We start from the raw sequence: 21543 nt of genomic DNA, 5'->3' as shown, positions 1-21543 counted from the left end.
GCGTTAATCCACAATAAACAGGACGGCACCTGATGCCGTTGAGGAGCGGTGAGGCTCCGCGCCGTCTGCCACCTGGTAGCTCATACCTGGGGTTAGCGTAAACTGGCGGCCATCTTCGAGCTCAGTTTGCAGCTCGCCCTTCAGGCACAGCAAAACGTGTCCTTTTTGGCACCAGTGATCGGCCAGATAGCCGGCGGTGTATTCCACCATGCGCACGCGGATCGGCCCAAACTGCTGCGTGCGCCACAGCGCTTTGCCGGTAATGCCGGGATGTTCGGTAGGGGTGAGAGTTGCCCAGTCGGTGGTAGTAAAAGGCAGGTCGGTGATGTTCATGCGGCTCCTGATTATCGTTGTTGTTGTCTTACCCTCCTTTTGATAGCAGTAAATAAAAAGCGGTGCCAGCGTGTGGCACCGCTTAAGCGTTATTCCCAGCGTGATAAATCATCCCTCGTCAGCCCCATATCCCTGAGTTGCTCCGGACTCAGCTCGCGCAGCGCCCGCAAAGCCTGGCGGCGCTGGCGGCTGCGGCGAAAATACTGGTAAAGCATCACCAGGCCATAAAACGGTCTGCGATGGTGGTTCTCTTCAAAGCCCATGATGTGACTCCTTGCGGTTTGCCTGGAGTTATCATGGGGCCAGCGGGCAAAAGCAGACAGATTCAAAAATTACTTTTCTTTAACATACAGAAGGGCTAAAACATGAGCTGAATGGTATTTATTGCGCCATTCTGTATCGGTTTTTCCTTCTGTATGGTTTCCGGTGAGGATACAGCATGACGCGTTACCAACATCTTGCCACGCTGCTGGCTGAGCGCATTGAGCAGGGGCTATATCAAAGCGGGGAGCGTTTGCCCTCGGTGCGTAGCCTGAGCAGCGAACATGGCGTCAGTATCAGCACCGTGCAACAGGCGTATCACGTCCTGGAAGACCAGCAGCTGATTTCCCCTCAGCCACGTTCCGGCTACTTTGTTTCACCGCGCAAAGCCGTGCCGCCGCTTCCACGCCTTTCGCGTCCCGCGCGTTGGCCCGTGGAAGTTAAGCAATGGAGTGAAGTGCTGGAGATGATTAATCTCCGCTACAGCGGCGAAGCGCCGGGATTTTTCAGTGGAGCGCCTGATTTCACGCAATCGACCGTCAAGCCGCTATTGCGGGAAATGGGCAGATTGAGCCAGCATCAGGCCGCTGAAGTACTGGGTTATGACGAAATTCAGGGCACCAAAGTGCTGCGTGAACAAATTGCCCGTCTGTTGCTGGACAGCAACTGTGTGGTGAACGCTGACGATATTGTGGTGACCAACGGTTGCCACGAAGCGCTGTCGATTGCCATTCGTGCGGTCTGTGAACCGGGGGATATCGTGGCGGTTGAGTCGCCGTCATTCCACGGCACCATGCAGATGCTGCGAGGCTATGGCCTGAAAGTGGTGGAGATCCCAACCGACTCTGTGACCGGGATGAGCCTGGAGGCGCTGGAGCTGGTGCTTGAACAGTGGCCGATTAAAGCGATTTTTCTGGTGCCGAACTGCAATAACCCTCAGGGGTTTATTATGCCAGACGCGCGTAAAAAGGCCGTACTCAGTCTGGCGAAACGCTACGACATTGCCATTATCGAAGATGACGTTTACGGCGAGCTTACCTACGAGTACCCACGCCCGATGACCATTAAATCTCTGGACGTCGGTGACTGCGTTTTACTTTGTGGCTCATTTTCTAAAACGCTGGCACCCGGCCTGCGTATTGGCTGGATTGTTCCCGGCCGCTATCTCGACCGCGTCCTGCACATGAAGTATATCGGGACCGGCAGCACGTCGGTCTTTACTCAGCATGCGATTGCCGGGTTTATCCGCGAAGGCCACTATCACCGCCACCTGAGACGTATGAGGCAACAATACCAGCGGAATCTCGATCACTTTTCCTGCCGTGTGAGGCAGTACTTCCCCTGCGGCATTTGCGTAAGTCGACCGCAAGGCGGTTTTCTGCTTTGGATTGAGCTGCCGGAAAACGTTGATGTGGAACGCTTTAACCTCCTGCTACGGGAAGAGAAAATATACGTCGCCAGTGGTTCACTCTTTTCTGCTTCCGGCAAATATCGCAATTGCCTGCGTCTTAACTATGCTTTGCCTCTCGATGCCGTCACCGAGGCGGCGCTAAAGCGAGTGGGTGAAATCGCCGAGCAAGCGCTAGAAAATACCTGACTAAATCGCTCTTTTTATCGCCATTGATTCCCGGCGGGCTGCTTTACACTCGGCTGTAATGGCGAAGTTTGGCCTTGGCATTAATAACCATAAAAAATAGCCGCCTGGGGCGGAAAAAACAGTTTTTTCTGCGTTCGGCAACGTCAGGCCGGACATCGACAAAGGACTATCATGAGCAGCGCAACATTGCAGATGCGGGAGCACTTTGAGACGTGTCTGGGAATTATTCGGCAAGCTTCGCTTCAGATCCTGCCGCTATTGAATATTCGTGCCGCCGAAGGCAAAGATCCGCAATGGTTTTTCCAGCAGCTGGAGCAGGCCCGCATGGCGCTGGGAAGCTGGGGGGCGGTGGCAAAGCGGCTGAATCTTAACGACTCTGAGATTTCACAATTTACGCTGCTCCTACGCCATTTACAGCAGCTGGTGCCGCAGTATGAAAGCGGGCAGGAAGTTAGCCAGAACCAACTCCTCGCTGCCCTGCGGTTCACCAGCTATCTGGAGCATGTGCGCTTCAAGCAGCCCCTGCTGGGCTATTCCACCGAGCTTTCCTCCGACGTTGACGGGCTACAAAAAGGCGCCCAGCAGCAGATGCGCGCCATTGAGTTAATGTTGAAAGGGCTGGTTAATCAGGCCTGGGAAAGCCAGGCGGAGCTGGTCAATCAGCTAAAAAGCCAGTTTGGGGCTGACAAAGTTCGCCGCTGGCTGAAGCGAGGCGAGCGGGGCGACGTGCTGAGCGGCATGAAGTTCAGCGAGCTGGCGTTGATGCTGGTGGATAAGAAAGAGTTCGCCCATCACTACGCCAAAATTTACCAAAACTCGCCTCAGCTGGGTTTTCTGATCGACCAGCGTAAAACCCTGCAAATTTTTCTCGATGGCACCCGTCAAATCCGCAATGACCTGATGCACAAGCAGCCGCTGACGACCGTGCAGGTGGCTTTGTTGGACAGCTATTTCGGTGAAATCAGCGGCCCTGTCCAGAAAGCCTTTAGTGAAGGCCGCACCAAAGTGAATCCTTCCTCGCTGCTGGACGCGGATGATGCCGCGCTGCAAAGCTACCTTGAACAGGCGCGTAAAAATCATGCGGCTCAGGGCGGTGACCCGGAAGAGATCAGAGAATCCATTGAGCGTTATGACCCGCGCACGGCCAAAAAACAGCATGACACTACCGACATGATCTCCACCGCGCTTTGGGCATCTGTAGGGATTGTGGTGGTAGCGGTGGCGGTGATTGGTCTCTATCTGTTGAGTGATGACTCTTCAAAGCCTGAGGTGACGGCGGCTCCGCCAATCGTGAGTGCGCCGGTGCAGCAGAAAGAGCGGCCGGAATCCAACAGCCCGCGGGACATGCTCGCCAATATGGGTATCACCTGGGATGAAAATAACCTGCGGGCGGCGATTAACCGTAACGACGCCCGTATTGTGCGTCTGTTCATGCAGGGCGGGATGAACTGGAAAGTCTATTTTGCCGAGCAGGCATTGGCGGTGGATGACCGCGATGTGCTGACCATTTTGCTGCAGTATCGCCCGCAAATGGATGAAACCCGGCCCTGCCGCAGGCTGATCGGCTCCACCGAGTTAGGCATGAAGAAAGGGCAAAAGCTGACTTCGCTGAGAAAGCAATTCCTCGCCAGCTTCTGCAGTTCTGCCCCGGCGGTACAGCGCCAGAAGGAAGAAGTTGAGCGCGCTCAGCTGCGCCTGGCGGCGCAGAAGCAGCGTTATGAAGATGCGACCGCTCAGGGGCTGGAGCCGGAGCCGGTGGACGAACAGACCGTCAAAATTCAGCAGGCGATATACAACGCGATGCGCTAGCCGTGCCGGGCAGCCTTCGGGCTGCTCAGCGCCTTAAAGCAGCCCTTTATCACGGAACGTCGCGGCGGTGGCTTCATTCAGATCGTAGCTCGCCAGGTCCTGCGGGCTGACCCAGGCGTACTGCTCAAACTCTTCGTTAATGGTTATCTCGCGGTTTTCGCTGGTACAGTCGAACATCAGGTAAATCATGTACACCTGCTCTTTGCGCCCATCGGCGTAGGTTTTCATCCGCACATCATCGCGGAAGGTCCACGGCTCGATATGCGAAATAATCAGCGCTTCGCCCAGCTCTTCCCGAATTTCACGCCGCAGCCCTTCTTCCATGGTTTCACCCGGCTCAATGCCGCCGCCGGACAGCGCCCACTGGCCGGGAAACACCCCGCGATCTTGTGGCATTTTGCACAGCAAATATTGGCCCTGATTCTGAATAATCGGGCAGGCAATCACTCTTTGTCGCATGGTTATCTCCCTGAAAATAAGCCGCTGTGTTATAGCACAGATAAGAAAAAGGGTCTGCGCGCTGGCAGACCTTTGGGGGGAAATTTTATCCGTTAATACAATAATATTTTTATAATAATTCCATTTAATATATTTATTAGATGAATGTATAAAATTAAATAAAGTGAGTTAGCTTTATGCTGTGAGTGAAAAATAATGACCAGGGTCTAAGTTTTTACTGAAAATATAAAAGATATTACGCGCCGTATGTATATGCCGCTTATCATAAGCGGCGCTCAAGATGAGCCTCGTGAACAATATACCAGGAAGGTATTTATGCCGGCACTTCAGTTTCCCTGTACGATATTTAAAACCCAGAAAAAGATGGATGACTATACCGCCAGCGATATGCAATGCGGCGATCTGTCTGACATCGTTTTGAAGGCGCGGTTTCATCTGTTAGACGTTTCCACCAGGGTAAACCCTTACACATTGACGACAATCAGTCCCTTCGCCCAGCCGCACTTAATGTTCCCTGGCTATCTAAAGGAAGGTGAAAAACTGACCCAGAGGGAGTGCGCAGAGATCCTTTTTGATGAGTTTCGGCACCTATCCCGTCCGTTTGCGTTGCACCGCCCGTACAACTTGCTGATCGAGCTGATGATTACCCATATGCAAAAAAATAGTGACGAATCGTTCTGTCATCCATTACTGGATAGCGCGTTGGAGGCGCATATTTTGAGTGATAGTTCGCCTGAAAACAGCACGCGACTTTATTTGCAGGAAGCTTTTAGGCTATTTATTGACTGGGAGAGAGGCTGTTATCCTGCCGGGAACAAGGGGCAACTGACAGATGCAGTTAAGAGTGGAAAATTGCCAAAGTTTGACCGCTTCCAGGACAACTTTAACGGCCTAGGCATCACCGTGCACGATACCTGGGCAACGCATATCACGATTAAGTCTCTGGTGGTTGGTAAAGAGCGCTATCGTGCCGTTGTGCATTATAAAGTCCAGGACCACTTTGGGCTGGATGATGACGATATTTCAAAGGTGAAATTTAGCCAATTTCGATTTTTCCGGATCTGGTTTGTCCTTCAGCGCTACAGCCAGTTTGCCTTTAAACCCTTTATGACCAATATGGAGGCCACCATCGAAATTACCGGAGGACGTAATGAAAGTAAGAAATAATAAAACACTTTCCCTGTTATTTTTTGTGGGCTGTGTCTTAGCAGGTAACCTGCTATGGCAGTCACTTCGCACGGTTGAGATTGTCGCTGTCCATCAGAGAAACGCCTATAGTGATGTTTTAGTTAAAAATTTCCCTTTTACGAGTAGAGGTAAAATAAACTGGTGGCTGGAAAATAAAGAGATGCTGAAAGCGAAGTATGATATCCCAAGACCTGCATCTTACGGTGGCTATACGATTATTTTTTGGCTTTTCGGTGAGGGCTATAAAGAAGAAGGAAAGTATGACCGACTCTGTTTCGATGATATGGAAACAAAAGTCAACTGTATTGATAAAGACTCAGTTTTTAGAATCAGTAATAGTAAAAATACAGGATTAGAGCTCACTGTTAATGGCAGTGTCTACAGGCTGGAAGAGAATGGCAATCTTATAAATATATATTGAGAGTATATTTTTTATTGATTTAATATCAAGCGAGTAACTTGTATCGCCGGGGGCTAAATGAAATACAAAAATAAGAAAGCACTTTCCTTGCTAGTTGTGGTGGGCTGTGTCTTAGCAGGTTACCTGCTATGGCAGTCACTTCGCCCGGTGGAGATTGTCGCTGTTCATTACGATGGTAACTATAGCGATGTTTTGGTTAAAAATTTCCCTTTTACGAGTAGAGGTAAAATAAACTGGTGGCTGGAAAATAAAGAGATGCTGAAAGCGAAGTATGATATTCCAGGGCCTGCATCCTACGGCGGCTATACGATTATTTTTTGGCTATTCGGTGAGGGGTATAAAGAAGAAGGAAAGTATGATCGACTTTGTTTCTATGATATGAAAACAAAAGTCAACTGTATTGAGAAAGATTCAGTTTTTAGAATCAATTACAGTAAAAATAGAGGGCTTACGTTCACAGTTGATGATGGTATTTACAGGCTGGAAGAAAATGGCAATCTTATAAAGATATATTGAGAGTATGTTTTTTATTGATGATTACTGTGGCGGGAGGCATTAAAAATGCAACACTATTTATGCTATTCAAGCATAAGAACATCTCTCAGCCCGGTTGGTGAAAATCACACAATCCGGGCTGAGTTTCCTCAACTTGATCTGTAAAACCCTTTAGAAGCGATACTGAATCCCGACGCCGTAGGTGTAGCTGTCGTTACTCAGGCCGGCTGACCCACTGCCCTGAGTCCAGGTTTCCCCGGTATTATTATCGCGGGTCTTGGTTGACGCTTTTGCTTCAGCAAAGCGTGTCCAGGTTAATTCCGTGTACAGCCGGGTATTTGGCGTGACGTAATAACCGGCCGAGACGGTTGCAGCGTAATAATTGGAATGGCTACTTTTCTCGCTAAAGCTCAGCTGACGCATATAGTGCTCGTCATTATCCTGGGCATTAACCAGCGGGCTGAATTTAAATTGCCCTGCAATATCAAAGTCCTGATAGCGGTAGCTACTGGTTAGCCCAATATAAGGCACGCTGAATTTCTGGCTATAGCCAATCCCCGGTTTCCCGGCAGTGAATTCACCGACAAGGGCTCCGTTGAAATAATTGTATGAGCCGCCTCTGGCCGTCCAGCTATAGCGAGTTTCCTGATAACCGGTGACGATGCCGAGGCTATAAGCAGGTTCTTTTAACAGCCAGCCGGTCAGGTTGAGATCGAACTGATTGGCGTAATTCAGGCTGGTATCCGGGTGGGTAGATTTGTCGCTCCAGTGGCTCTGGCCAGGCGTTTGCCAGTCATAGTCGGACATATGCGAGCCGCGAGAGGCGAAGGTTGTCCAGCCGTTAGCATTGAGGGTGATGTAGCGCTGTGCGTCCCAGCTAATACCGCCTTTAATAATAGGTGTATTTTTGATTTTCCATTTCAGTTCACTTAATTTACTGCCATCGCCTTGATTATAAACGAGCTCTTTAGATTCTCCGTTTAAAACGCTGGTGGAAATATTCGTGCTAACTGCATCGGGTGAGAAATTAAAGCTGGTTGAAGCGAGTAGCGCCGGGCTAAACAGCAATGCGGCGGCTACAGGCAGGTATTTTTGCTTGTGCATGATGTATCGTTCTGTTTTCTATAACATTGGTTTGGTGTTGCAAAAAATAAACCTGTACGGACAGGTTAAAGGCCGTAAAGGGTTATTGTTGCGCGATAAATTATGTTGTTGAAAATTATTATTAGTTTGTCTTGCCAGGCAAAACGGGGGCTATTTTATGGACTGCGACTTGACAGGGGAAAGATTATTTTCTACCGCTTAATATTTGAGCTGTGAATCGTTTGATTTTAAAGAAAATTAAAATTGTAGCTTTTTGTTACAAGGATATATCATAACTATTCATATGTATTTATTGAGAAAATTTAGCTTAAGTCATATTTGGAGGGTTTAAATAGGTAAGCGAGCTAATAATTATTTGGCGATGAAAACTCTGCTGCCCGTAGCATATTCATTTCATTCTCTTTTTTACATGACACTTGCTACTGCGCCGCTGAGCACTCGGCGTAATATCGAAAAAATGTAAAGCTGCTACTCTGCATGCCGACACTACACCCAGACACTTTGACCAGGAATGACTTATGGAGCCGTTACTGACCACCCCGCGCCTGACGCTGCGCAAGTTTACTCGTGCGGATTTGCCTGTTTTTATTGAATACCGTAACCAGCCGGAAGTCGCTCGCTACCAGAGCTGGGATGGCTATAGCGAAGCCGATGCCGAGGCATTTTATGCTCAGCAGGCACCGCTGGACTTTAATACCGATGAAAGCTGGTTCCAGATTGCGGTCGTCCGTAGCGATGATCAGCGTTTATTGGGGGACGTTGCCGTTCACTTCTTCGATGAAGGCCAGCAGGCAGAGCTGGGCATGACCTTTGACGAACGGCACCAGCGCCAGGGCTTCGCTTTTGAAGCTGTGCGTGGGGCGATTGAACTGCTGTTCACCACCTTCAACAAACATCGCCTGGTGGCGACGGTTGATGCCAGGAACGAAGCCGCCGCCGGCCTGTTGGAGAAACTGGGTTTTCGTCGCGAAGCACACTTTCATAAGAATATTTTCTTTAAAGGTGAGTGGGGGGATGAATATGCCTATGCGCTGTTGCGCAGCGAGTGGAAATAAAAAATGGCCTGCTTAGCGGGCCATTGTTATTTAGCCGAGACTAATGGCCGATAATATCAATGAATGAGTGTAATATTCACTGAGCGTTATTTTATGATTTTGTGCGTTTTAATTTAGCGCCTAAGGCGATGTTTAGCTTTTGTTTAACCTTCAATTTACATTCTTATTATACTGATCCCACTTCCTTTCAGGTATGCATTCGCGGTCTTCCGGCGGCGTGCTTCTATTCGTCTTTCAAAAAATAAAAATGTTCCGGAGATTTATCTGTTAAAAGTATTGTCCGGAGCAGTGGCAAGGACATCAATATGTCAGATCTAAACATCACTCTTGATACCGCGGCCCTGACTCATCCGCTTTCTCAATGGGGCAATACAGCGGCAGAATCCGTTGTGGGCGACCTGGAGCAGGGCAAAGTTATCTTTCTTCCCCAACTGGCATTTGTGCTGACCGAACAGGAAACAGCGCTGCTTAACCCGGCTGTCGTGGATCCGAAACGTAAAAACATCAGCTACCAGCCGCTAAAGGATAAGCTGACCGGCGTGGCCGTTGTTGAACAGGAACCAGAAGTTCGCGCATTGTTAAAACGCCATTACGAATCCTGCCTGCAGCTGATTGCCACTCTTCTACCCGAATACCAGCAGGTGCTGCATTCGCCGACCAACAGCCTGCGTCTGCATCCCGTTAAGCAGTGGACGCAAAACACGTCCTGGCGTAAAGACGACAGCCGCTTGCACGTAGATGCGTTCCCGTCCCGGCCTAACTACGGCGAGCGCATTCTGCGTATTTTCACCAACATCAATCCGGCCGGTGAAAGCCGTAGCTGGCGAGTGGGCGAAGCCTTCCCGACGCTGGCCGAGCGTTTCCTCCCGCGGCTGAAAAGCTATTCCCCGGTAAGCAGCTGGCTGCAGAACGCCGTCGGCATCACTAAAAGCCGCCGCAGTTACTACGACCACCTGATGCTGCAAATGCACGACGCGATGAAGGCCGATGCGGGCTACCAAAAGCAGGGGCCGCAGGTCGCCATCGACTTTCCGCCGGGCAGCAGCTGGATTTGTTTCTCTGACCAGACGCCGCATGCCGCCATGGGCGGGCAATTTATGCTGGAGCAAACTTTCCTGTTGCCGGTGGATTCGATGCAGAATCCGCAGCATTCCCCACTGAAGGTGCTGGAAGAGTTGTTGCATAAGCCGCTGATATAACACGTTGAGCAGCCAATAAAAAAAAGGCCAGAGTTACCTCTGGCCTTTTTGGTCTATCCCGAGAGGGATTAACGCATAGTGACAAACTCTTCCGCTGCGGTCGGGTGAATCGCCACGGTGTTGTCGAAGTCTTTCTTGGTTGCGCCCATTTTCAGCGCCACGGCGAAGCCCTGCAGGATTTCATCCATGCCGAAGCCAATGCCGTGGATGCCGACGATTTTCTCGTCCGGGCCAGCACAGACCAGCTTCATGCGGCATGGCTGGCGGTGAGAGGTCACGGCGGTGTACATGGCGGTGAAAGAGGATTTGTAGACCTTCACGTTATCGTCGCCGTACTGCTCGCGCGCCTGCGGTTCAGTCAGGCCAACTGTACCGATTGGCGGGTGGCTGAACACCACGGTCGGCACGTTGCTGTAGTCCAGATGCTCGTCCGGCTTGTTGTTAAACAGGCGCTCGGACAGGCGACGACCGGCGGCAACCGCCACTGGGGTCAGCTCAACCGCACCGGTGTTATCACCCACGGCATAAATCCCCGGCACGCTGGTGTTCTGGAACTTATCAACCTTGATGTAGCCTTTGGCGTCCAGCTCAACACCGGTCACCTGCAGGTTGAAGTTGTCGTTAGCCGGTTCGCGGCCAATCGCCCAAATCAGGGTGTCGACGGTTTCCGCCCGGCCGTCTTCCAGCTCCAGCGTCAGGCTGCCGTCTGCATTTTTCACTACCGCCTTTGGAATCGCGTTGGTGTGCAGGGTTGGGCCTTCTGCTTCGATGACTTCCAGCAGCGTTTCAACGATCAGCGGGTCAAAGGTACGCAGCGGCGCGTGTTTGCGCACGAAGAGGTGCGTTTCTGAACCCAGAGCGTTGATCACGCCCGCGATTTCCACCGCGATGTAGCCCGCGCCAACAACCGCCACGCGTTTTGGCAGGCCCGGCAGCTCGAAGAAGCCGTCGGAGTCGATGCCGTACTCAGCGCCAGGGATGTTCGGGTGGCTTGGGCGGCCGCCGGTAGCGATCAGAATATGGTCTGCGGTGATGGTTTCGCCGTTAACTTCCACGGTGTGGGCATCCACGAACTTCGCAAAGCCGCGAATCACGTCCACCTTATTCTTGCCCAGTACGTTGTCGTAAGAGGTATGAATACGGTCGATATAGGCGGTGCGGCTGGCGATCAGCTTGTCCCAGTCGAAGTGGTTCAGCGTGGTGTCAAAGCCGTAGTCCGGGCCGTAGTTGTGGATCGCTTCGGCGATCTGCGCCGCGTGCCACATGACTTTTTTAGGCACGCAGCCGACGTTCACGCAGGTGCCGCCCAGATCTTTCGCCTCAATCAGTGCGCATTTCTGCCCATACATTGCCGCACGGTTAATCGAGGCGATACCGCCGCTGCCGCCGCCAATAGCGAGGTAGTCATAATGTTTGGTCATGATGTTTCCCTTTTGAGTCGAAAATTAGGCGCGATTGTAGCGCGCCGGGATAAAGGTTCTACCAATTGTTGTAATAGCCACGTCATACTTCAAGCTGCAGCGGTGTTGGCTGCACTCCTGAACCCCAGTCACTTACTTTAGTAAGCTCCTGGGGATTCACTCCCTTGCCGCCTGGCCGCAACTCGAATTATCTAGTGGCTAGCTTTCTTATTCAGGCACAATCCAGCTCAACGTGGTGGAGCCGGTCCCCGTTGGCACCAGCTTTTTGTGCAGCCACGGCAGGACGTTCGCCATCTGCTGTTCCAGCTTCCACGGCGGGTTAATCACGATCATGCCGGAGGCCGTCATGCCGCGCTGATCGCTGTCCGGGCGAACCGCCAGCTCGATCTGCAGGATGCGGCGGATGCCGGTCTCTTCCAGGTCGCGGATCATGCGTTTTATTTGCTGACGCAGCACCACCGGGTACCACAGCGCGTAGGTGCCTGTCGCAAAACGCTTATAGCCTTCGGCGATCCCTTTCACCACGTCCTGGTAGTCGGTTTTGATCTCATACGGTGGGTCGATGAGAATCAGCCCACGGCGGGAAACCGGCGGCAGCTTCGCTTTCAACTGCTGGTAACCGTCGGCGCGCTCAACGCGGGCGCGATCGTCCTTCTGGAACTCCGAACGCAGCAGCGGGAAGTCGGACGGATGCAGCTCGGTCAGCTGCAGGCTGTCCTGCTCGCGCAGCAGGTGGCGGGCAATCAGCGGGGAGCCTGGGTAATAACGCAGGTTGCCGCTGCGGTTCAGATGCTGCACCGCGCCGATATAGGCTTCCAGCTCGGCAGGCAAATCGTCCTGCTGCCAGATGCGCGCGATACCTTCCAGATACTCGCCGGTGCGCTCCGCATGCTCGCTGCTCAGCTGGTAACGCCCGGCGCCTGCGTGAGTGTCGAGATAGAGAAACGGTTTCTCCTTCTCTTTAAGCGATTCAATAATCAGGCTTTGAACGGTGTGTTTCAGTACGTCGGCATGGTTACCGGCGTGAAAGCTGTGGCGATAGCTGAGCATGAGGGATGGTGTTCCACGAATAAGAAAACAAATTTCCCACAGTTTACCGCAGATTGCGGCGGATTACCGCCCGGGCGCGAGGCTGTTTCAGTCGGGGAGAAAGCGTTTCAAAACATAACGGTGTCATAAAAACGTCAAATTACCAGGATAGCGTCGCTGCCAGGCAAGGTAATCGTTTGAATAAAAGGAAAAATAATGAAACTTCGTATTTCTATGCTGGCCGCTGCGTTAGCCGTATCTCTGCCCGCGCTGGCTAAGGATGTGTCTCTTCCGCAGGCCGCGGCGATAGCCAATAGCGTGACCCCGGCAAACAGCAGCCAGGCGTTTGATGATCTTGAGATGCAGTCCCTGGCGGCGCTGCGCAATGCCCTGAAAGGCGATGCGGATAAACTGACCCGCGATCAGTTAGATAAAGCGAAGCAAAGCAAAAAGCTGGCGGATACAGCCTGGCTGAAAGCAAGCGGCTATGACTTCCAGACTAAAGCCAACCAGAAGGCGGGTATTGAGCTGCTTTCCGCGTTCAGCAAGCTGCCGGATTCGGTGATTAAGCAGAACCTTGAAACGGTCACCAACATCAACCTGAATGCCGTACAGACTTCGCGCCATCAGGCGCTGGCGGATGCCGAGGGCATCAACCACCTCTACTTCCTGAGCGACGCCATGGGGCCGCGCCTGGGGAAAGCCTTCCTGGCCGCCTACGATAAAGGCGAGCTGAGTAAAGCCGCAGCGCTGATTAAAGCCTCCGAAGTCAGCACCAGCGCGGCGAAGAAGCACTTCAATAACCCGCGTCCGTTCCTGATCCAGGGCAACACCATTCACCTCGTGCCGGATGATGTGGTGATTAAAGATAACAAACCGTACACCGCAGACGGCGGCTCCTTCCCAAGTGGCCACACCAACACCGGTTACACCGACGCGCTGCTGATGGCCGAGATGGTGCCGGAGCGCTTTGAACCCCTGGTTGAGCGTGGCGCGCGCTACGGTTACTCGCGCATTGTGCTGGGCGTGCATTACCCGCTGGATGTGATGGGCTCCCGTATGGTGGCGCAGCGCAATGTCGCCAACTACCTGAACGACCCGAAATACCGCGTGTTGTTTAACGAAGCCCGCGATCAGCTGCGTACCGCGCTGGAAAAAGAGTGCGGCACCTCTTTGGCTGAATGTGCGAAATCTTCCGCGAAAGACGATCCTTACCGCGCCCCGGCGATGAAAGAACTTTACCGCTTCACCATGACTTACGACCTGCCGCAGCAGAAGGGCGAGAAGCAAGCCCTGAAAGTGCCGCAAGGGGCGGAAGTTCTGCTGGAAGCCGCGCTGCCTAAGCTTTCCGCCGCCCAGCGCCGCGACCTGATGGTGAAAACCGCGCTGCCTGCGGGCTACCCGCTGTCCGGCACGACGGCAGACCAGCAGTTCTGGCAGCGCCTGAACCTGCCAGCGGCCTACGCAATGGCCGCGAAATCCCACTGATTGACCGCCCGGGGCAGCGCCTGCTGCCCCTTTTCCCGGCTAGCTCAGCGCAATGTCCGGGATTGAAATTCGCTACACTTGACCCCATGCTAGACTCCATGCACAAAGCGCCGCTTGAGCGCTTCTCTCTCCCTTTTAATCAGGAACGCGCTTATGACCAATCCTTTACTGACCTCTTTTGAGCTGCCGCCGTTTTCCGCCATCAAACCGGAGCATGTTGTTCCCGCTGTGACTAAAGCGCTGGACGACTGCCGTGCGGCGGTGGAAAGCGTGGTTGCGCAGGGCGCGCCTTATAGCTGGCAGAACCTGGTTCAGCCGCTGGCAGAAGTGGACGATCGCCTGGGCCGCCTGTTCTCCCCGGTCAGCCATCTGAACTCGGTACAGAACAGCCCGGAGCTGCGCGAAGCCTATGAGCAAACGCTGCCGCTGCTGTCCGAATACAGCACCTGGGTTGGCCAGCACGAAGGCCTGTATAACGCCTACAGCAATCTGCGCGACGGTGCGAACTACGCCAACTTGAGCGTCGCCGAGAAGAAAGCGGTGGATAACGCCCTGCGTGACTTCGAGCTGTCCGGGATTGGTTTGCCAAAAGACAAACAGCAGCGCTACGGGGAGATCTCCGCTCGCCTGTCCGAGCTGGGGTCCACCTACAGCAACAACGTGCTCGATGCCACTATGGGCTGGAGCAAACTGATTACCGATGAAGCCGAGCTTGCCGGAATGCCGGAAAGCGCCTTAGCGGCAGCGCGCGCTCAGGCGGAAGCCAAAGAGCAGGACGGCTGGCTGCTGACGCTGGATATCCCGAGCTACCTGCCGGTGCTGACTTACTGCGACAACCGTGCGCTGCGCGAAGAGATGTACCGCGCCTATTCTACGCGGGCTTCTGACCAGGGGCCGAACGCCGGGAAGTGGGATAACACCCCGGTGATGGAAGAGATTCTGGCGCTGCGCCACGAGCTGGCTCAGCTGCTGGGCTTTGGCAACTACGCGGAAAAATCTCTGGCCACCAAAATGGCGGAAAACCCGCAGCAAGTGCTGGAGTTCCTGTCCGATCTGGCAAAACGCGCCCGCCCACAGGGTGAAGCCGAGCTGGCTCAGCTGCGCGCCTATGCGAAAGAGCATTACGGTGTGGAAGAGCTGGAGCCGTGGGACATTACCTGGTACAGCGAAAAACAGAAACAGCATCTCTACAGCATCAGCGACGAACAGCTGCGCCCGTACTTCCCTGAAGAGCGCGCGGTAAATGGCCTGTTCGAAGTCGTGAAGCGTATCTACGGCATCACCGCGAAAGAGCGAAAAGATATCGACGTCTGGCACCCGGACGTGCGCTTCTTCGAGCTGTATGACGACCAGGGCGAGCTGCGCGGCAGCTTCTATCTTGACCTTTACGCTCGCGAACACAAACGCGGCGGGGCGTGGATGGATGACTGTGTGGGCAAAATGCGCCGTGCCGATGGCTCGCTGCAAAAACCGGTGGCCTATCTGACCTGTAACTTCAACCGCCCGGTGAACGGCAAACCTGCGCTGTTTACTCACGATGAAGTGATCACCCTGTTCCATGAGTTCGGTCACGGTCTGCATCATATGCTGACCAAAATCGAAACCGCAGGCGTGTCCGGTATCAACGGCGTGCCGTGGGATGCGGTCGAGCTGCCGAGCCAGTTTATGGAAAATTGGTGCTGGGAGCCGGAAGCGCTGGCGTTTATCTCCGGCCACTACGAAACCGGCGAATCTCTGCCTGTCGAGCTGCTGGAAAAAATGCTGGCCGCGAAGAACTACCAGGCGGCGCTGTTTATCCTGCGCCAGCTGGAGTTCGGCCTGTTCGACTTCCGCCTGCATGCGGAATTCAACCCGGAGCAGGGCGCGAAAGTGCTGCAGACGCTGGCCGAAATTAAGAAACAGGTTGCCGTGGTGCCGGGGCCGAGCTGGGGCCGCTTCCCGCACGCCTTCAGCCACATCTTTGCCGGCGGTTACGCGGCGGGCTACTACAGCTATCTGTGGGCCGACGTGCTGGCGGCAGATGCCTTCTCTCGCTTCGAAGAAGAGGGCATTTTCAACCGTGAAACGGGTCAGTCGTTCCTCGACAACATCCTGACCCGTGGCGGTTCGGAAGAGCCGATGGAACTGTTCAAACGCTTCCGCGGGCGTGAGCCGCAGCTGGACGCGATGCTGGATCACTACGGTATTCAGGGTTAAGCCACCACGTGAAAATCTGTTTACTGACTGAAGCAGGCGCCGACTCCGGCGCCTTATCTGTTTTGAGCGAGCGCTGGCAGCTCGAGCATGATGAAGAGGCGCTGATGGCGCTGGTGCTGACGCCTGAAAGGCTGGAGCTACGCAAACGCGACGAGCCAAAATTGGGCGGCATTTTCGTCGATTTTGCCTCTGGCGCGATGGCGCACCGCCGTAAGTTTGGCGGTGGGCGTGGTGAAGCGGTAGCAAAAGCCGTGGGCGTGAAGGGTAGCTATCTGCCGGATGTGGTCGACGCGACGGCCGGGTTAGGGCGAGATGCCTTTGTGTTGGCGTCCGTAGGCTGCCGCGTGCGAATGCTGGAGCGCAATCCGGTGGTTGCCGCGCTGCTCGATGACGGCCTGCGCCGTGGTTACGAAGACCCGGAAATCGGCGGCTGGCTGCAGGAGCGATTACAGCTCATTCATGCCTCAAGCCTGACGGCACTCAGCGATATTACGCCGAGGCCGGATGTGGTGTATCTCGACCCGATGTTCCCCCATAAACAAAAGAGCGCGCTGGTGAAGAAAGAGATGCGTGTTTTCCAGTCTTTGGTGGGGCCGGATGAGGATGCGGACGGACTGCTTGCCCCGGCCAGAGCGCTCGCTAAGAAAAGGGTGGTTGTGAAGCGCCCGGACTACGCGCCGCCGCTGGCCGACGTCGCCACGCAGAATGCGGTGGTGACCAAAGGGCATCGGTTTGATATTTATGCCGGGACGCCGGAGTAATTACTAAAACGCTGGAAAGTACCTCGCAGAAGAGATTGCTTCCCCTCGCCACTTTACGGCTGCATTGGCATGTTGTAGGCCATGCAGCCGATCCGACGTTATGCCCGCCAGCTCAGGCGCCAGATGACTCCCGAAGAGAACTTGCTGTGGTATCAACTCCGCAGCAGGCGTTTTGCCACGTATAAGTTTCGGCGGCAGCATCCGATTGGACTTTATATCGTGGACTTTGCCTGCTGCGCTGCTCACCTGGTGATCGAGCTGGACGGTGGGCAGCATGAGATGCAAAGGGGCTATGATGAACGAAGAACGAAGTATCTGAATGAGCAAGGGTGGCGGGTGAGGCGATTCTGGAATAACGAGCTGCGGGAGAATCTGGAGGGGGTGTTGACGGTGATTTTGCAGGATCTGAGTGAGCTGTGACCCTCACCCCGACCCTCTCCCTGGAAGGGAGAGGGGGAAAATCAAAGGATTGTGCTCTATTCAGTCGCTGGGGAGTGGGCCAGGATGAGGGGTTAATGCTTACCGCAATTCAGTCCCCTCTCCCCTTTGGGGAGAGGGTCAGGGTGAGGGGAAAATGTTACTCGTCTTCTTCATCACGCAGCGGAACAATCAGCATATCCACATGCACGGTATTGATTAGCTGGCGCGCAGAGGACATCAGCTTGCTCCAGAAATCCTGGTGGTGACCACAAACCACTAAATCCATATCGTATTTTTTAATGGCATCGACCAGCACCTGGCCCAGATCGCCGCTGCCGCTCAGGGTTTCGGTAATCGGGTAACCTGCCCCGGTAGACAGCTCGGTGAGCGCGTGGTGAGTCTCTTCGGAAATGCGTTTCTGCATATCGCCCAGATTGACATCAATCAGCCCGGTATACAGATCGGAGTAATTCACATCGACATGAATCAGGGAAACTTTCGCGTTGTAAGGCCGAGCCATTGAGACGGCTTTTTCTACCAGGACTTTACTCTCAGGGGAGAGGTCAACCGCGATCAGAATGTGTTTGTAAGCCATAATGTTACTCCTTCCATAAGTTATCGATGACTCTCGCCGTCATCTTTTAAACCGTAGCGGCATGAGCTACGGTCACCCGATCTAAAGACTTCAATTGTAGATGGTATTTCGCTTTTATCGAACCTTCTTCAGCCCGACAATGCGCCATCCCTTAATCACATTCAAGCGAAAAATGAATGCGGCCACTTTGATAAAGATTAACGCGGTGGTAAAAAAATTAAGGGATCTCCTACACTATTAAATGAGCCGGGCGGGAAGAGATCTGTGACCTGTATCGGTTATTCGTTGCAGGATTGTCTGACAGGGTTTTCGGGGAGAGCGGTTGTCCCGAAGCAAAGGCTTCGAGGGCTTCGCCGGGAGGGGTACATGATCAGCACCGTCGCGCTGTTCTGGGCGCTTTGTGTAGTTTGTGTGGTGAATATGGCGCGCTATTACTCTTCACTGCGCGCGTTACTGGTGGTGCTGCGCGGGTGCGATCCACTGCTGTATCAATACGTTGATGGCGGCGGTTTTTTCACCTCACATGGTCAACCCAGCAAGCAGGTCAGGCTGGTGCGTTACATTTACGGCCAGCGCTATGTCGATCATCATGATGAGGAGTTTATTCGCCGCTGTGAGCGCCTGCGCCGCCAGTTTATTCTGACGAGTTCGCTGTGTGGTCTGGTGGTGATTAGCCTGATTGGATTAATTATCTGGCACTAGTTTGTAGGGCAGCGTTATGGACAAGCATAAAAAAAGCGGGCCAGTTTCCTGACCCGCTTTTTCTTTGGCTGCGGCTTACACGAAGCGCAGCGCAATCCAGTACAGCCCACCGGAAAGCAGAATCGAAGCCGGCAAAGTGAATATCCAGGCCATCAGGATATTGGTTACCGTCTTACGCTGCAGGCCGCCGCCGTCCACGATCATTGTCCCTGCCACGGAGGAAGAGAGTACGTGGGTGGTGGAAACCGGCATCCCGGTGTAGCTTGCCAGACCGATAGAAACGGCGGCCGTCATCTGCGCGGACATCCCTTGTGCATAGGTCATGCCTTTCTTACCGATCTTCTCACCGATGGTGGTCGCCACGCGACGCCAGCCGATCATTGTACCCAGACCAAGAGCCAGAGCCACCGCCAGAATAATCCAGACCGGCGCGTACTCGATGGTGCTAAGCATGTCGCCTTTCAGTTTCTTCAGCAGGCGCTGGTCGTCGGCGCTCACTTCCGGCAGCTTCACCACTTTATCGGTGGTATCGGAGATGCACAGCATGATGCGACGCAGCTGGCTACGTTGCTCGATGGTGAGTTTGTCGTAGCTTTCGATGTCGGTCAGCATTAGCTTCGCGCGGTCCAGCGCATTAATCGCGTTGGCCGGGTGGCAGTGGAACTGAGCCGGTTCAGTCGCGCCCGCTTCTGGAGAAGGGATCAGCTGTTCCGTGCCGGTGGCTTTCTTCAGCAGGTCAGGACGTTGCTGGAAGAAAGTTTCGACGTTGTTTACCGCGTCACGGGTACGGGTGATTTCGTAGCCGGAAGCATTCATGTTAACCACGAAGCCCGCCGGTGCGACGCCAATCAGTACCAGCATAATCAGACCGATACCTTTCTGTCCGTCGTTAGCGCCGTGAGAGAAACTCACGCCGATAGCGGACAGGATCAGCGCGATACGCGTCCAGAAAGGCGGCTTTTTCTTACCGTCTTGCTTTTCACGTTCCGCAGGCGTCAGGTGAATACGCTGCTTTTTCTTGGTGTTGCTCCAGTAACGGCGCAGCAGGAAAATCAACCCACCGGCAATCACCAGCCCGACAATCGGGGACAGAATTAAGGAAGCGAAGATCCCAATCACTTTCGGGATATTCAGCGCGTCGACAACCGAGGTGCCGGTCAGCAGCGCGTTGGTCAAACCGATACCGATGATGGCACCGATAAGCGTATGGGAGCTGGAGGCCGGCAGACCAAAATACCAGGTGCCGAGGTTCCAGATAATAGCGGCCAGTAACATAGAGAACACCATGGCGAGACCATGAGAAGACCCTACGTTTAACAGCAGATCTGTAGGCAGCATATGCACAATGGCATAGGCTACGCTCAGCCCACCGAGCAGAACGCCGAAGAAGTTAAACAACGCAGCCATTGCCACCGCAAGTTGCGATCGCATAGCGCGGGTATAAATTACCGTTGCTACTGCGTTGGCCGTATCGTGGAAACCATTAATGGCTTCGTAGAACAGCACAAATGCCAGAGCAAGCAAAAGTAAAAGCCCGGTATGAAGATCCAGGCCGGCAAACAAATGTAGCATAGACGTTACGCCATTTTGAGGACATGAACGCGGCGCATTATGTAAGACAACCTCCACCGCGGCAAAGTGAAATCTGGACTTTTTTTGATTTTAGTCGCCATCTGGCGCACAGGTGGAATGATTTACATTTTGTTTATCAATCACCTGCATTTGTTATTCACCTTAAAGCTGGTGCGACCAGCCTCAGGTCTTTACAATCCGTTGCCTTAAGCATAGTCGGGAGTCGGTCGTGGAAAAGTTTGATGCCATTATTATAGGTGCGGGTGCAGCAGGAATGTTTTGTGCGGCGGTTGCCGGGCAGGCGGGCAGCCGCGTATTGCTGATTGATAATGGGAAAAAACCGGGCCGTAAAATCCTGATGTCCGGCGGCGGGCGCTGCAACTTTACCAATCTTTATGTCGAGCCTGCGGCGTATCTGAGCCAAAACCCGCATTTCTGCAAATCTGCCCTCGCGCGCTACACCCAATGGGACTTTATCGACATGGTGGGCAAGCACGGCATCGCCTGGCACGAGAAAACCCTCGGGCAGCTGTTCTGCGACGATTCCGCCCAGCAGGTGGTCGATATGCTGGTGGCCGAATGCGAGAAAGGCAAAGTAACGATGCGCCTGCGCAGCGAAGTGCTCGGCATTGAGCGGGACGAACAAGGTTGCACCCTGCAGCTAAACGGCGGCAGCGTGCAGGGCGCGAAACTAGTTATCGCCAGCGGCGGCCTGTCGATGCCTGGGCTGGGGGCGACCCCGTTCGGCTATAAAGTCGCCGAACAGTTTGGCCTGAAAGTGCTGCCGACCCGTGCGGGCCTGGTGCCGTTCACGCTGCATAAACCATTGCTCGAACAGCTGCAGGTACTGTCCGGCGTCTCGGTGCCGTCCGTCATCACCGCAGAAAACGGCGTCAGCTTCCGCGAAAGCCTGCTATTTACCCATCGCGGCCTTTCTGGCCCCGCTGTGCTGCAGCTTTCCAGCTACTGGCAGCCGGGCGAATTTGTCAGCGTCAACCTGCTGCCGGACACCGATCTGGACGGTTTTATCCACGAGCAGCGTAACGCACACCCAAATCAGAGCCTGAAAAACACGCTGGCGATGGTGCTGCCGAAACGCCTGGTTGAGTGCCTGCAGCAGCTGCAGCAAATCCCGGACGTCACGCTGAAGCAGCTTAACAGCCGCCAGCAAAGCGAGCTGGTTGACACCCTGCAAGCCTGGCGCGTGCAGCCGAACGGCACCGAAGGCTACCGCACGGCGGAAGTGACTCTCGGCGGCGTGGATACCAACGAACTCTCTTCCCGCACCATGGAAGCCAAAAAATCCCCGGGCCTCTATTTTATCGGCGAAGTGATGGACGTCAGCGGCTGGCTGGGCGGCTATAACTTCCAGTGGGCCTGGAGTTCTGCCTGGGCGTGCGCGCAGGCGCTGGTTGAAGGTGACTGAGCCAAATACTGT

Annotated in this window: 21 protein-coding genes; 13 read left to right on the top strand and 8 right to left on the bottom strand. The window is 53.9% G+C overall.

Going from position 1 to position 21543, the window contains the following annotated elements; genetic code table 11:
* Positions 1-3 precede the first annotated feature (3 nt).
* Together B9Y90_RS03510 and B9Y90_RS03505 are read right to left on the bottom strand one after the other, a co-directional pair.
* Entirely contained in the window at positions 4-333 is a 330-nt protein-coding gene (locus B9Y90_RS03510; RefSeq protein WP_039288774.1) for a DHCW motif cupin fold protein, read from the bottom strand.
* Positions 334-422: 89 nt separating this feature from the next.
* Positions 423-596: a DUF1127 domain-containing protein gene (locus tag B9Y90_RS03505; protein WP_071842692.1), complete on the bottom strand. Its 174-nt coding sequence runs from the start codon at positions 594-596 to the stop codon at positions 423-425.
* Between the two features lie 176 nt (positions 597-772).
* Between B9Y90_RS03505 and B9Y90_RS03500 the strand changes: the two genes are divergently transcribed.
* Positions 773-2191: an aminotransferase-like domain-containing protein gene (locus B9Y90_RS03500; RefSeq protein WP_039288771.1), complete on the top strand. Its 1419-nt coding sequence runs from the start codon at positions 773-775 to the stop codon at positions 2189-2191.
* 171 nt (positions 2192-2362) lie between these two features.
* The gene (locus tag B9Y90_RS03495) at positions 2363-4000 is read left to right on the top strand and encodes an STY4199 family HEPN domain-containing protein (protein ID WP_085540224.1); all 1638 of its coding nucleotides are present in this window, start codon (positions 2363-2365) and stop codon (positions 3998-4000) included.
* A gap of 33 nt (positions 4001-4033) precedes the next feature.
* Here the strand turns inward: B9Y90_RS03495 and nudI are convergent, their stop codons facing one another.
* Complete coding sequence (gene nudI, locus B9Y90_RS03490) at positions 4034-4459, bottom strand: nucleoside triphosphatase NudI (protein WP_039288764.1); 426 nt, start codon at positions 4457-4459, stop codon at positions 4034-4036.
* Positions 4460-4774: 315 nt separating this feature from the next.
* Here nudI and B9Y90_RS03485 point away from each other — a divergent pair, with 315 nt between their 5' ends.
* Genes B9Y90_RS03485 through B9Y90_RS03475 form a run of 3 tightly spaced genes read left to right on the top strand, consistent with a single transcriptional unit; the run spans position 4775 to position 6584 of the window.
* Positions 4775-5626 carry a YPO3983 family protein gene (locus B9Y90_RS03485; protein WP_085540223.1) on the top strand — a complete coding sequence of 284 codons (852 nt, stop codon included), beginning with the start codon at positions 4775-4777 and terminating at the stop codon, positions 5624-5626.
* A complete protein-coding gene (locus B9Y90_RS03480) occupies positions 5610-6068 on the top strand; it encodes a DUF943 family protein (RefSeq protein WP_085540222.1) in 459 nt (152 codons plus the stop codon). Before B9Y90_RS03485 ends, B9Y90_RS03480 begins: the two co-directional genes overlap by 17 nt.
* A gap of 57 nt (positions 6069-6125) precedes the next feature.
* Positions 6126-6584 carry a DUF943 family protein gene (locus B9Y90_RS03475; protein ID WP_085540221.1) on the top strand — a complete coding sequence of 153 codons (459 nt, stop codon included), beginning with the start codon at positions 6126-6128 and terminating at the stop codon, positions 6582-6584.
* A 150-nt stretch (positions 6585-6734) separates the two neighbouring features.
* On the opposite strand, the gene B9Y90_RS03470 is transcribed toward B9Y90_RS03475, so the two are convergent.
* Positions 6735-7667 (bottom strand): omptin family outer membrane protease, encoded by a 933-nt coding sequence (locus B9Y90_RS03470; RefSeq protein ID WP_085540220.1) that lies wholly within the window; start codon positions 7665-7667, stop codon positions 6735-6737.
* A gap of 518 nt (positions 7668-8185) precedes the next feature.
* On the opposite strand from B9Y90_RS03470, the gene B9Y90_RS03465 reads away from it, so the two are divergent.
* Positions 8186-8722, top strand: coding sequence for a GNAT family N-acetyltransferase (locus B9Y90_RS03465; protein WP_085540219.1), 537 nt, complete (start codon positions 8186-8188; stop codon positions 8720-8722).
* Between the two features lie 305 nt (positions 8723-9027).
* Positions 9028-9921, top strand: a complete 894-nt coding sequence (locus B9Y90_RS03460; protein ID WP_085540218.1) for a Kdo hydroxylase family protein — start codon at positions 9028-9030, stop codon at positions 9919-9921.
* A gap of 68 nt (positions 9922-9989) precedes the next feature.
* Here the strand turns inward: B9Y90_RS03460 and gorA are convergent, their stop codons facing one another.
* Together gorA and B9Y90_RS03450 are read right to left on the bottom strand one after the other, a co-directional pair.
* Complete coding sequence (gorA, locus tag B9Y90_RS03455; protein ID WP_085540217.1) at positions 9990-11342, bottom strand: glutathione-disulfide reductase; 1353 nt, start codon at positions 11340-11342, stop codon at positions 9990-9992.
* 207 nt (positions 11343-11549) lie between these two features.
* Positions 11550-12392 carry a 23S rRNA (adenine(2030)-N(6))-methyltransferase RlmJ gene (locus B9Y90_RS03450; RefSeq protein WP_085540216.1) on the bottom strand — a complete coding sequence of 281 codons (843 nt, stop codon included), beginning with the start codon at positions 12390-12392 and terminating at the stop codon, positions 11550-11552.
* Between the two features lie 195 nt (positions 12393-12587).
* On the opposite strand from B9Y90_RS03450, the gene B9Y90_RS03445 reads away from it, so the two are divergent.
* The 4 genes from B9Y90_RS03445 to B9Y90_RS03430 all read left to right on the top strand — a co-directional run bounded on the left by B9Y90_RS03445 (position 12588) and on the right by B9Y90_RS03430 (position 17236).
* Complete coding sequence (locus tag B9Y90_RS03445) at positions 12588-13859, top strand: acid phosphatase (protein ID WP_085540215.1); 1272 nt, start codon at positions 12588-12590, stop codon at positions 13857-13859.
* Positions 13860-14012: 153 nt separating this feature from the next.
* Positions 14013-16055, top strand: a complete 2043-nt coding sequence (gene prlC, locus B9Y90_RS03440) for an oligopeptidase A (protein ID WP_085540214.1) — start codon at positions 14013-14015, stop codon at positions 16053-16055.
* Positions 16056-16063: 8 nt separating this feature from the next.
* Entirely contained in the window at positions 16064-16816 is a 753-nt protein-coding gene (rsmJ, locus tag B9Y90_RS03435) for a 16S rRNA (guanine(1516)-N(2))-methyltransferase RsmJ (protein WP_085540213.1), read from the top strand.
* Positions 16817-16897: 81 nt separating this feature from the next.
* The gene (locus B9Y90_RS03430; protein WP_085540212.1) at positions 16898-17236 is read left to right on the top strand and encodes an endonuclease domain-containing protein; all 339 of its coding nucleotides are present in this window, start codon (positions 16898-16900) and stop codon (positions 17234-17236) included.
* 157 nt (positions 17237-17393) lie between these two features.
* Here B9Y90_RS03430 and uspA read toward each other — a convergent pair whose 3' ends face one another.
* Entirely contained in the window at positions 17394-17831 is a 438-nt protein-coding gene (gene uspA / locus B9Y90_RS03425; RefSeq protein ID WP_008458645.1) for a universal stress protein UspA, read from the bottom strand.
* Positions 17832-18197: 366 nt separating this feature from the next.
* Here uspA and uspB point away from each other — a divergent pair, with 366 nt between their 5' ends.
* Positions 18198-18533: a universal stress protein UspB gene (uspB, locus tag B9Y90_RS03420; protein WP_008458643.1), complete on the top strand. Its 336-nt coding sequence runs from the start codon at positions 18198-18200 to the stop codon at positions 18531-18533.
* A 75-nt stretch (positions 18534-18608) separates the two neighbouring features.
* Here the strand turns inward: uspB and pitA are convergent, their stop codons facing one another.
* A complete protein-coding gene (pitA, locus tag B9Y90_RS03415) occupies positions 18609-20105 on the bottom strand; it encodes an inorganic phosphate transporter PitA (protein ID WP_039298603.1) in 1497 nt (498 codons plus the stop codon).
* 229 nt (positions 20106-20334) lie between these two features.
* Between pitA and B9Y90_RS03410 the strand changes: the two genes are divergently transcribed.
* Positions 20335-21531, top strand: coding sequence for a BaiN/RdsA family NAD(P)/FAD-dependent oxidoreductase (locus tag B9Y90_RS03410; RefSeq protein ID WP_085540211.1), 1197 nt, complete (start codon positions 20335-20337; stop codon positions 21529-21531).
* Positions 21532-21543 lie beyond the last annotated feature (12 nt).

Source organism: Cedecea sp. NFIX57, from assembly GCF_900177785.1.
Lineage (GTDB): Bacteria > Pseudomonadota > Gammaproteobacteria > Enterobacterales > Enterobacteriaceae > Cedecea > Cedecea neteri_C.
Note: the sequence above shows the minus strand (reverse complement) of the source record. Positions and strands in the feature narration are given on the sequence as shown.